This window comes from Lysinibacillus sp. NPDC086135 (assembly GCF_044746345.1).
Taxonomy (GTDB): domain Bacteria; phylum Bacillota; class Bacilli; order Bacillales_A; family Planococcaceae; genus Lysinibacillus.
Window position 1 is genome coordinate 99565 of record NZ_JBIVCA010000012.1, and the last position, 12677, is coordinate 112241.

The following is a 12677-nucleotide window of genomic DNA, read 5'->3' on the forward strand; positions in this document are numbered from 1 at the left end:
TGTTAAACGCCCATGTAATCAGACTTAGCATCTATCGGCAGCGCTTTCATTGTCCTTTCTGAAAAGACGAACGTTAATTGAATAAAAATAATATAATATTCGTCTTTAGTTCCTTTCTAGACTTTCAAAGTTAATATTTTTAATCTTTTTTAGAAATATCGTTGACAAAGGTGAACAATAAGGATTATGATGTTAACAAATTTAATCACACGAAAATATAACGACGGAGACATGCTAGTCGCAAGAAAATCCAAAGAGAGCTGATGGTTGGTGTAAATCAGCGATTTCTACGATAATAGTTCCACTCCTGAATAGATAAGCCGAACATCTCCAAAGTAAGCTTATCCGTCACATGCACGTTACGCATATTGCTAAGACTGCTAGAAATCTTTCAAGCAGTGATTAAGGGTGGTACCGCGAACCAATGTTTATTCAGCCTTTCGCCCCTTACAACACAATCTTTGTGTTTGTAAGGCGCGGAAGGCTTTTTTATTGTTTTTTATTTTAGAAAGGAGATTGTTTGCATGCTGTAAAATATTTAGTTTTACAAAATTCAGACTGTTTCGTATATAAAGAACACTAAAAAATTTTTAATTAAAAGGAGCTAATTACAAATGACTACTGCAACAAAAACAATTAACGTATTTATCGCTGACCCACTAAGTGAAGATGGTATTTTCCCACTACGACAAGAACAAGATTTAGACTTAAATATCATTGTTGATACTGGTCTTGCACCAGAAGAATTAATCGCAAAAATCGCGGATGTAGATGTTTTACTAGTACGTTCTCAAACAACGGTAACACGTGAAGTAATTGAAGCGGCTAAAAACTTAAAACTTATCGGACGTGCTGGAGTGGGTGTAGACAACATCGATCTAACTGCTGCAACTGAACATGGCATTATCGTCGTGAATGCACCAGACGGTAACACTAACTCTGCTGCTGAGCACACTATTGCCATGATGACTTCACTTGCTCGTCACATCCCACAAGCATTCAATACACTTAAAAATGGTAAATGGGATCGTAAATCTTATGTTGGAGTTGAGCTTAAAAACAAAACGCTAGGTGTTGTAGGCTTCGGTCGTATCGGTGTTGAAGTTGCTTATCGTGCAAAAGGTCAACGCATGAACGTTATGGCATACGATCCATTCCTAACAGATGAACGCGCTAAAGAGTTAGGGGTAACAAAATCAACAGTTGAAGAAATTTGTGCAACTGCAGATTTCATTACAGTACACACACCACTTCTTCCTGAAACACGCAACCTTATTAACAAAGAAAAATTCGCTATGATGAAAGATGGCGTGCGTATCATTAACTGTGCACGTGGCGGTATTATCAATGAGGATGATTTATATGATGCAATCGTAGAAGGTAAAGTAGCGGGTGCTGCTCTAGACGTATTCATATCTGAGCCAGCAACAGATCACAAACTACTTACTTTACCACAAGTAATCGCAACACCTCACTTAGGTGCATCTACAATTGAAGCACAAGAGTCTGTAGCTGTAGACGTTTCAAACGACATCATTAAATTTTATAAAACAGGTACTGTAACTAACCCTGTAAACATGCCATCTATTCCAAAAGAATTACTAGCACAAGTCGAGCCTTTCTTTGAATTAGCTGAAAAACTAGGTTCATTCTTATCTCAACTTACAACTGAGCCTGTAAAAGAAATCAACTTATCTTATGCTGGTGAAGTAGCAAATTATGATGTTCGTCCATTAACGTCAAACGCGTTAAAAGGCTTATTAGCTAAAAACCACGGTAATCATGTGAATGACGTAAATGCTCGCTACTTATCTGAACGTATCGGCATGAAAATTAATGAGCATAAAACTACAACTGCTAAAGGCTTCACTAGCTTAATTACGATTGAAATCAAAACAGTAAACGAAACACACACAGTTGCTGGTACATTATTAAATGGTTTAGGTGCACGTATCGTTAAAGTAGAAGACTATGTTGTTGACGTTATTCCACAAGGTCACCTTCTTTACATTAAAAATACTGACAAACCAGGTGCAATAGGACGCGTAGCAACAAAGCTAGCAGAAAAAGATATCAACATCGCAACAATGCAAGTTGGTCGTGCACAAGTTGGTGGTACAGCTGTCATGATGCTAACAATCGACAATGCTGTAACAGAAGAAGATTTAACATTCGTTGCAAAGCTTGAAAATATTGATGAAGTAAAAGCGATTAACTTATAATATATTGATTTATAAGCAGGGAGTACAAATACTCTCTGCTTTTTATTTTTGAAGATTATCATCTTAACGTAGGGTTGATTTCCGTTCCGACTGGGCGCTTTGTAGCTGACGCTTCGCTTTCGCCACAGAAAACATTTGTTGCTGCCGCTACGTTAGCACTACGCTTTCGCACAGAGCAAAGCTTCCTAGGGGCGTCCGATGAGCCGCTTCACTCGCGTTGCTCGCTCCAGGGTCTCGGGCCAACACGATGTTGGTCACGAAGGCGTTATCACAGGATGTGATGCTTTTAGCCTTCGTTCCTCTATTGCTGATCCCCAAGGAGTCGCCCAGCCTCCACTCCAATCAACTTATATACATAGTATACGTTTCAACAATGTCATACCTAATTTTTAATGAGAAGCTTTTTTTTGAAAATGATACTTTTCTGAAAGTCACTCGTCTTTAAGAGAAAGGAGGTGCACATTTTGACAATTGAAGAGCTATTTTACTTACATAATCAAACTATTTTTAAATATTTATATTACTTAATCAATGATGAGAAATTAGCGGAGGATTTTACACAGGAGACATTTGCCCGCTATTTAAAATATCAGCAGACAATCAAAGAAGGTGCAGAGCTCGCTTGGCTTAGGAGTACTGCACGTAATCTTGCCTACGATCATTACCGCCGGAAAAAACTTATTCAATTTGTACCGTTTTTAAACGATCATGAAGAGCTTGAGCCAACTTCACCACACCAATGGCTCATCCAGCAAGAAGATGCAAAGACGTTGTATCTTGCAATTAGTAGACTTAAGCTCACCTATCGAGATGTCATTATTTTACGTAAAATCGAGGGTTTATCCATTCAGGAAACTTGTGATGTACTTGGCTGGAATGAAGGAAAGGTAAAAAACACATTAAAACGTGCACTTGTTGCATTAAAAAAGCAGCTTGGAGGTGAATTTGATGAAGAACAATGAGGAATCCTGGCAACATTTACGCGACCTAAAATTAACTAAGCAGCAGCAGGAAAAAATACTGCACAATATTACTACACCTACTACAATAGAAAAACGACCTATTAAAAAGCCTTGGAAAATACCGGCAGTATCTTTGTTGTTTATCACAGTTCTTGGTATTTTAATGTTGTCCTTTATCCAAGGGCCAGCCATCTCTCCACTGACAACAGATACAAACAAAACAATTGCTGAAGTCTATGAACACAGCAATGAAAACAAAGAAACATTTATCGCGAAAGCTTCATGCCTTTATGTACCTCAGCAATGCTATACAAATAAGCAATTTTTAACGCAGCTACAAGAAAAAATGGAACATGCATCTTCAGTTTCAGTAACAGAACCGCAGTGGGTAGCTAATGGTTACTTTACACCTCATGACGTGTTGATTATCTATTCTGATGGAACTCAAGAGAAATGGAAGGTGCTTAATAACGATACTTTCTTTAATGTCGTAACAGAACAAGCAATTCAATTCGACAATGCATCTGATTCACTGGAGTACTACTATGATGATAAACGTTCCATCAAGTTTCTTATTGGCAATATTTTTATATTGCTTACGCATTTCACACTATGGCTTGCAAAAAAAAGAATGCCTCATATTAAACGACGTTTTGTTGCAGCTACAGTCGAACATGCCATCGCCAATGCCATCATGCTAGTTTTGTTTGCAGGTATTTTATTTGCTATCTATTTACTGATGCATTCCATACACGCTACGATTATATATGGCTTATTTACGCTCTACTCTATTATGCAAATTTATTATCGTAAAAAAGCAGGTGAGCCCCGAGGTTACCTAGTAGCAAGTGCTGTTGTTCAACTATGCATTGCATTAGCTTTTTCATTTCTATATCTTGCATATTATATATACTACTAGCTGTTCAATAAGTTATTGGACAGCTCTTTTTACACAAAAAAAGTATCCCAGAAACATTTCTGAGATACCATCTCCGAATTAGACCAATACAAGCACTCATGTCCTACGCTGGAGATTGGCGACTTCTACGAGATGAGCTTGCACTAAAAAGGTCCGCAGGAACGTAGTAACTTTTGTCCGACAAGCAAAAAATGTACTGATCATTTGATGAATCAGTACATTTTTTACCTTATAGCTTATTGACAAGTTCTAATAATGCAGTTAAAGAATCAACCTCATATGTTGGAGTAACAACGCCATTTGGTGCATTGTTTTCACGATTGATCCAAACATTGCGCATACCAACACGAGATGAGCCTAAAATATCAGTATTTAAGTTATCTCCAACCATTACCGCATCGTCTGCTATAATACCTGCTTGCTCCATTACATACTCGAAAATAGAGGCATCTGGTTTCCCTTTACCAAAATCTCCAGAAATAATAATATGGTCAAAATATGGCGCGATTTCTGGTGTAATTTCCAGTTTTAAATTTTGTAAACTTGGTGCTCCATTTGTCAGTAATACAAGTTGATATTTTCCTTTTAGTTTATCTAATACATCAAAAGTATCTTCATATAAGAATGGAGACACTTTACGCTCTGCCACAAAGCGCTCTCCTAGTTCCGCTCCTAGCTGTGCATCATCAATGCCAAGAACTGCTAAGCCTTTTGTCCATGCTTCTGTACGATAGCCTGGTACGATATTTTTCATATTTTGGAAAGAATCTGTTGGATCATCGAATGTGCCCCAAAGTCCTTCGAATGGGTTAATACCGATTAACACAGTATAATCATATGTTTCATAGCCTTCGTAAAGTGCACGTGCTTCTTTACGTACAGCTTCCTCTAGCTCAGCCGGATTTACATTATGTATTGTTGCTGCATATTCACACGTTTTCTCAAATGCTGTTTTGACGGACTTTTTATCCCATAATAGCGTATCATCTAAATCAAAAATAATTGTGTTAATTGACATTGTGTCAGCTCCTAGCTTCCTATTAGTATAATTATTTTAGCATATATTCAAAATATTTAGCATAGCGTTTTAGGCATTTTCGTGCTCGAGTTGGCCAGTAAAATATAGGCTCATCACCATAACGTATTGTTGATTTCCGTTGCGGCTGGGTGCTTTGTTGCTGCCGCTTCGCTTTCGCACAGAGCAGAGCTTCCTGGGGGCGTCCGATGAGCCGCTTCACTCGCGTTGCTCGCTCCAGGGTCTCGGGCCAACACGATGTTGGTCACGAAGGCGTTATCACAGGATGTGATGCTTTTAGCCTTCGTTCCTCTATTGCTGATCCCCGAGGAGTCACCTAGCCTCCACTCTAATCAACCTATATATGGCATACACTGTAACAAATTCAATCTCCATCTTCTAGTGATGAGCATCTTCTTCATTCTAAAACTATTGATTTTTCTTACGCAATCTATCCATTAAGCTTTGTATTTCTGCCTTTTTCTGCTCAGTTTCTTCTTTTAAAATTTCAATTTGATAGATGCCATCAATTTCTTCAATAAGCACGCGATCGCCAACCTGTACTGTTTTATTCATGGCAGACTGTAAAATGATTAGCTGTTCCTCTTCCTCTGGGTACTTCAAAAAAACTGCATATCCATCTTCAATACGGTCTAAGGTGTATTTAGTCGAGCTCACTAACAAGTTCCCCTTTCGCATTACGTAATTGTGCAGCATCCCCATCATTCAGCCAAATCTGTTTCTTTGTCCATTTCAAATAATTTTGACCGTCCCGTGCATTCGAGCCACTTGTGACATAAATCGTCTTCCCTGGCTGCAATGTCACATTTGGGAAGTTAAAAACTTGATTCCCTTCAATCGATATAAGCTGCCAATCTTTTAAAGAAACTGCTTCATTACCATTATTTTTAATGCCTACAACTTCTTCTATTAAGTCCTTACTAGCAATCTCAACACTTGCACTAGTCGTTTTTGGTGCTGAGACACTTGAACTAGTTTTTTGTGGTGCTAAGGCAATTGTTCCAGACCATTCTTTTGAATTCACGTCATAGTTTACCCCATCTGTTGATACGATAACAGTCCCTGCTTCTGCAGTTGCATAAATTTTACTGCCAAGTGCTTGTAAACGCTCAACTACTTCAGCATGCGGATGACCATACTTATTGCCCTCGCCATAGCTTAAAATTGTCACCTCAGGATGTACTTTCTGAATGAACTCCGCAGAGCTACTCGTGTTAGAACCATGATGACCTGCCTTTAAGATCGTTGCTTTCACATCATTCTGCATCATCTCTTTTTCTAACGCAATTCCCGCGTCGGCTGTTAATAAAAATGATACATTGCCATAAGTAACTTTTAAGACAATGGAAGCATCATTATTATCTGTTGCATGCTCATTGGCATTTAACACCTTCACATTAATATCAGCATCAAACGCTATACTGTCGCCTGTTTTTGGAACATTATAAGGAATATTCTTTGTATCAATTAGTGTCAGCATCTCTTCAAAAGTTTGAGATGTATGTACCTTCCCTGAATCATAAAATTGTCCAATATCTATCGAGTTCAACACAGGAATTAAACCACCAATATGGTCTGCATCAGGATGGGTTGCGACCACTATATCAAGCTTGTTCACACCAAGCTCCTTCAAATACGAGACAACCTTTTGACCAGCGCCTTTAACACCCCCATCAACAAGCATAGTCTTGCCGTTTGGGGATTCAATAAAAATCGAATCTCCTTGTCCTACATCAATAAAATGTACGCGCATTTCATGTCCTGCAGTGACGGATACTTTTTCCGTATTTAATGTTTCCGTACAGCCTGCTATTAAAAAAATACAAAAGAGCACTACTATTAATCTTTTCATCTACTTACTTCCTTTCTATTTTTCTATTATACTAAAAAGAGAGCTAACCATGGGCTGCTCTCTATCGTTACCTGTCATTGTACCAGCCATAAGACTCAAAGATCCTTTGTGCTTTTATGCGAATAAAATAATAAGGTTCTTGCATTGCCTGTTGGACACTAATATTTTCATCTACTAGTGATTCAACAACAGTAAAGTATTTAAGTAATGCAGGTTTATCATTTTCTTCTATTGCCCCTGACAATAAGATAGCTTGTACATTCGCTGATGCTGCAGCCTTCGCCACCCCTAATGGTGCTTTCCCGTGTAATGTTTGACGATCCGATTGTCCTTCACCTGTCATAACAAACTCGGCACCTTCTAAATGCCTTTTTAACTGTACTGCATTCATCACAATGTCAATACCTGCATTAAAACTGCCGTTTAAAAATGCTATAAATGCGCCTCCCATTCCACCTGCAGCGCCGGCCCCTTTGTAGTCGTGCAGTCGAATGCCAATTTGCTTTTCAACAATGTCTGCAAACTGTTTTAAGCAGCTATCAAAATACGCAATTTGATGCTCTTTCACACCTTTTTGAGGTCCAAAAATAGCTGTTGCCCCACGCTCTCCAATCAATGGATTATCAACATCACATGCAATAATAAATGTTGCTTCAGCCAATCGGGGATCTAACTGACTAACATCAATTGAAGCTAAATCTAATAGTGCCGAAACCCCATCAGCAATTAAAGTGCCGTCTTCTTTTTTCAATTGCAGTCCAAGTGCCTTTAGCATGCCAATACCAGCATCATTTGTAGCACTACCGCCAATTCCGATAATAAATTTCCTAAATCCTTTATCAAGAGCAGCCTTTATTAGCTGCCCCGTTCCGTACGTTGATGCAAGCTCAGGATTTTTTTCTTTCTCCTGTAACAGCATAATACCGGATGCTTGAGCCATTTCAATTACACATGTTTCATTATCACCAAGAACGCCATACTTCGCTTCAATTACTCTCCCTAATGGGTCAAGCACATGATGTGAAATATATCGACCATTTGTTGAGGTAACAAGTGATTCTAATGTTCCTTCTCCACCGTCTGCTACTGGTAAAATGATTGTGTCAATTGCTGGATCAACAGCTAAAATCCCCGCCTGCATTGCTTTAGCCACCTTAAAGGCTGACAATGTCCCCTTATAGGAATCTGGACTAATAACGACTTTCATGTTATACCTCCTTTTACAATAATTATAAAATTCAGATCAGAAATTTCCCTGAGATTTATCGGAATAAAAGAGGCAATCTGAACACTACGTCAGATTGCCATCATTTTTTATGCCTTATATAACTCATCTAAAAACTCAATTTTTTTACCGATTGCCTCTTCAAATGTCATGATGTAAGCAGCAGGATCTTTCGGATTATGGAACTGCGTAATCTTCCCTGTTTCAGGATGTACAAATTTAGAGGATGCTCCACAGCCAATCCCTAAAATTGTCTGTACTTCTTCCATTATGACAATATTATAGATACTTTCTTCACCAGCTTTACTGTAGCCGACATTTTCTAAATTACCTAAAATGTTTTTTTGACGATATAAATAGTATGGTACATAATCATTTTCCTTCGTCCATACTTGTGCCATATGCATCATTTTTGCAACAGTATCACGGTCTGCTACCTTGTACTTATCCTTATTACGCGTCATTTCCGATGCACGTTTAAATGATAATGTGTGTACCGTTAGCGATTCTGGCTGCATTTTTGCAGATTCATCTAATGAATGCTGGAACTCTTCAATTCCTTCATTCGGTAAACCAATAATTAAATCCATATTAATGTTATTCATGCCTGATTCACGTGCTAACCAAAACTTATCAATTGTTTCCTGTACCGTATGATGACGCCCAATTGCTTTAAGTGTTTCATCTGTATATGATTGTGGATTAACACTTATTCGGTCAATGCCCCATTTTTTTAACACATCTAGTTTTTCAGGCGTAATCGTATCAGGTCTACCCGCTTCGACAGTTACTTCACGGATTGTCTCAGGGTGTGGGAAGGATTCATGCATTGTCTGATAGAGTGCATCCATTTCATGCGCCTCGATAGATGTCGGTGTACCACCACCCCAATAAATGGACGTGATTTTCATATTATTTTCCTTCAGCCATTTCCCCATTTCACGTAATTCAATATGCAGCCCATCTAAAAATGTAGCAACACGCCCTTGTTTTCGATTGCTGCCAATCGCATAGGCTGGGAACGTGCAATAGGCACATTTAGTCGGGCAGAAAGGAATACCGATATAAATACTTATTTCTTTACCGATTTCATCTATATCAGGAATCGTCACTAACTGACGAGCCACTATTTCTTTTAGTAGTGCTACCTTTTCTTCTGACAGACGGAAATCACGAATAAGAATATCAGTAATTTCTTCCTCGCTCTTACCCTCCTTACGGAATTTATGATAAAGCTTAGTTGGACGCACACCCGTTAAAATTCCCCATTGCTGATGCATTCCCGTATGTTGCTCTAACACATCTAAAAATACGTGAGACAAAGCACGCTTCATACGAATATTTAGCTCACGTCCTTCAGCCTCAGTTTCATATTGAATACGGTAATCATTCATATAACGCTTACCGTCTACTTCTAGAACAGCTTTTGTAGAAATTGAGAAATCATCCCCAACATTATGTTCGAATGATACTGCCATATCTGTTCCTTCAGTCTCTACTGTCAACTTGGAATCCTCAAAAAATAAATTCGCAATATGATTTAATACGCGAATCCAATCCTCAGGATATTTTTGATCTATGTGAATAAATTTCATTTTCTTCGCTCTTTTCTCTCAAAAATTACAGCACCAATAGTTTAACAAATTTTCATCACGATAAGCAAAGCCACAATTAATAACAGAACATTCCGTCTAATGATCAAAAAATCCATTTTGACAAAATTTATCAAAATGGATTTTTATCTTTTAATTATCTATAGCCGCATTTGTTTTGAATTTTTTTTCTTTTAGTTTAAGAATTTTTCTTAATTCCACGCTTACTTTCTCCAAGCGTTCCATATCCGGTATAAAATAAGAAGTTTTACCGATATACTGATCTTCTCCTTTTATTTCTAACGTTTTCGTAGATATGTTTTTGGAATTCAAATATTGCTTTTGGAGTGCATAGATTTCATTAAGGTTTAAATCTGTTTCTACGTTTTTCCCTAAAATATCGGCAATTTTACCAATTTTAAATATGGTATTCGTCGATTTTGCTTGATTAATTGTTGCCGTCAAAAATTGTCTTTGTCTCTCTTCACGTGAGTATGAAGCATTAACAGGTCTGTATCTCATTCTTACAAATGCAAGTGCCTCTTCCCCATTTAAATGTGCCTCTCCTTTATGAAATTCTATCCTTTGTTTTCTATCGTAAATATTATCTTCCCAGAAATCCTCTTTTACATCTATTGTTACTCCACCTAAAGCATCGACAATATCTCTAAAGCCATCAAAGTTTACTGCTATAAAGTTCTCGATCGGTATATTCAGGAATTTTTCAACTGTCTCTAATTGTAACTTAATTGCCCCATAGCCTGTAATTGATCCATAATTATAAGCGGCATTGATTTTATGTATCCCTGTATATTCCCCGGCATTTTCTATTTTAACTCTTGCATCCCGAGGTACTGTAATTAAGTTTATTTCTGATGTATCCGGATCCAAAGTAATGACCATTTGAGTATCTGCTCGACCATCCTTCTCCTTACTAGAATAATTTTCAACACCTAATAATAAAATTGCGATTGGATCTTTTTCAAATGATACATCCTCTTCCCTAAGCTCTGATTTATTTCCTGCTCTATTTAAATCGACCTTTGAACTATCATAAGCATTTTTAAATTTAACAAAGGCATAAGCTCCATAACTAGTGACAGTTAATAGTAAAATTACAATTACTAGTAGGGTAATTTTTATAACTTTATTTTTAGGTTTCGCTTTTTTAGAGCTTCTTGTTTTTCTTTCCAAATTAAATCCTCTCTTCTATTCGAATTCCTGAAGTAAAGTCATTCTCTCCGTTAATAAAGACGCTGTTTGTTCTTTAGAGTTTCCTTATATGAATATATTTAGGAAAAATTGGTTCATTACCAAAAGTTATGGATGACTTTTGGTAAAACGTCTACTATGTAAATAGTTGATTGGAGTGGAGACTGGGCGACTCCTCGGGGATCAGCAATAGAGGAACGAAGGCTAAAAGCATCACATCCTGTGATAACGCCTTCGTGACCAACATCGTGTTGGCCCGAGACCCCGCAGCGCAGCGGATGTTTTCTGTGCGAAAGCGTAGTGTTAATGTAGCGGCAGCAAATGTTTTGACTGTGCGAAAGCGAAGCGTCAGCAACAAAGCGCCCAGTCGGAACGGAAATCAACCATACGTTTTGGTGATGATCCAAAAAATTCAAAAAAAATCCCTATAAAGGTATTCTACCTTTACAGAGATTTTAAAATTATTTTAAGTATTCCTCTACAAATTCAACTGGTACATATGTTTTATTACTTCCTAACAAAGCAGGGGCTACATTAAGTGAGCGTAATGCTTTGTTATAACCAAACATTTTTTCACCACGAGTAATTGTGTAAGATAAATTACCTTTAGATACAATTGCACCTTTACCTGTTGACTCCACTGTATAACCAAGCTTTTCGGCAATCAAACGCAACGGAACCATCTTTGTTCCATCAACTTCATAATAATCTGTCGCGATTATTTCTGCTATTTCTGCATCTACAGTATTTTCTGATTCGTCATCAAGAACAATTACTTTCGAAGGGGTAGTTTGAGCGGGGATACTTTTTGTTGAAGCTGTATAAAAAACAACTAAGTTCTTCTCTACTAAATCTTTAGCTGTAACTTTCTCTCCCTTCGTATTTAAAAGCTCCGTGTTTTCACCAATGTTTAATTTTAACATATTATAAGTATTTGTTAGGTTTTCAAAGAAGTAATCAACTTCAACAAATCCAGCTTCCTTAGTTTCAACAATGACAACATCGGGATCGAATTGTGGTGGATAAATTAATTTTTGTGGCTTGTTCGCAAATGTATAAGCTACTATTTTATCCCCTTCTTTAAGCTCCACTTTTTTACCTGTATTATCGAAAACAAGTGTATCTTTTGTTATCTCTAAAATGTTTGTTTGATCGGCATCATTTACTGTGAAATATGTAATTTTTCCACTAGCATTAACTTTTTCAACTGTTCCGTAAGTAGTAGTGAAAATGTGAACAGGATCAATTTGAATTTGTGGTAGTTGTTGTTCTGTCTCTGTCGGATTTTCTTTTGCTGAAGCGACCGGTATTACTACACTTCCAAATAATAATGCTGTCATTGCTGCAGGTGCAAATTTTTTCATGTTCATAAAATCTCTCCTTATTATTAGTTTCATAGTAGTAGTAGTTTTAGAATGGTAAAAGTTTCATTAAAAGCATGAAAATTTGCGACAAAAACCATTTACAGGTAAAAATCAATTATGGTTGGCCAATAACGAATGGTACGTAGCGGCAGCAACACAGATGTTTTTGTGCGAAGTGAAGCGGTAAGATCCTTGGTCATGAAATTTCACATAGAAAAGTGCGAGAAAATTGATTTCTCGCACTTTTAAAGTTTTGACTAGTTTTGTCCTAACCTCTTTCTTAGTATCTAATA

General features: G+C 37.4%; 10 protein-coding genes and 1 other annotated feature. Of the genes, 3 read left to right on the top strand and 7 right to left on the bottom strand.

Annotated elements, in window-relative coordinates; all coding sequences use genetic code 11:
• Positions 1-211: 211 nt before the first annotated feature.
• Positions 212-451 (top strand) — a binding site (T-box leader).
• Positions 452-614: 163 nt separating this feature from the next.
• From serA to ACIPKN_RS16410, 3 genes are all read left to right on the top strand, one after another.
• On the top strand, positions 615-2222 hold the full coding sequence (gene serA, locus ACIPKN_RS16400; protein ID WP_400937879.1) for a phosphoglycerate dehydrogenase: 1608 nt from the start codon (positions 615-617) through the stop codon (positions 2220-2222).
• A gap of 464 nt (positions 2223-2686) precedes the next feature.
• Entirely contained in the window at positions 2687-3184 is a 498-nt protein-coding gene (locus ACIPKN_RS16405) for an RNA polymerase sigma factor (protein WP_400937882.1), read from the top strand.
• Positions 3171-4103, top strand: a complete 933-nt coding sequence (locus tag ACIPKN_RS16410; RefSeq protein ID WP_400937884.1) for a hypothetical protein — start codon at positions 3171-3173, stop codon at positions 4101-4103. The genes ACIPKN_RS16405 and ACIPKN_RS16410 overlap by 14 nt, the downstream gene beginning before the upstream one ends.
• Before the next feature lie 229 nt (positions 4104-4332).
• Here the strand turns inward: ACIPKN_RS16410 and ACIPKN_RS16415 are convergent, their stop codons facing one another.
• The 7 genes from ACIPKN_RS16415 to ACIPKN_RS16445 all read right to left on the bottom strand — a co-directional run bounded on the left by ACIPKN_RS16415 (position 4333) and on the right by ACIPKN_RS16445 (position 12390).
• Positions 4333-5121 (bottom strand): HAD family hydrolase, encoded by a 789-nt coding sequence (locus ACIPKN_RS16415; RefSeq protein ID WP_400937886.1) that lies wholly within the window; start codon positions 5119-5121, stop codon positions 4333-4335.
• Between the two features lie 426 nt (positions 5122-5547).
• Positions 5548-5796, bottom strand: coding sequence for a DUF3006 domain-containing protein (locus ACIPKN_RS16420; protein ID WP_400937889.1), 249 nt, complete (start codon positions 5794-5796; stop codon positions 5548-5550).
• On the bottom strand, positions 5783-6991 hold the full coding sequence (locus ACIPKN_RS16425; RefSeq protein WP_400937891.1) for an MBL fold metallo-hydrolase: 1209 nt from the start codon (positions 6989-6991) through the stop codon (positions 5783-5785). Before ACIPKN_RS16425 ends, ACIPKN_RS16420 begins: the two co-directional genes overlap by 14 nt.
• Positions 6992-7058: 67 nt before the next feature.
• On the bottom strand, positions 7059-8198 hold the full coding sequence (locus ACIPKN_RS16430; RefSeq protein ID WP_400937893.1) for a glycerate kinase: 1140 nt from the start codon (positions 8196-8198) through the stop codon (positions 7059-7061).
• A gap of 107 nt (positions 8199-8305) precedes the next feature.
• The gene (locus ACIPKN_RS16435; protein ID WP_400937896.1) at positions 8306-9811 is read right to left on the bottom strand and encodes a coproporphyrinogen III oxidase; all 1506 of its coding nucleotides are present in this window, start codon (positions 9809-9811) and stop codon (positions 8306-8308) included.
• 150 nt (positions 9812-9961) lie between these two features.
• Complete coding sequence (locus ACIPKN_RS16440) at positions 9962-11002, bottom strand: LCP family protein (protein ID WP_400937899.1); 1041 nt, start codon at positions 11000-11002, stop codon at positions 9962-9964.
• A gap of 479 nt (positions 11003-11481) precedes the next feature.
• A complete protein-coding gene (locus ACIPKN_RS16445) occupies positions 11482-12390 on the bottom strand; it encodes a stalk domain-containing protein (RefSeq protein WP_400937901.1) in 909 nt (302 codons plus the stop codon).
• Positions 12391-12677: the final 287 nt, after the last annotated feature.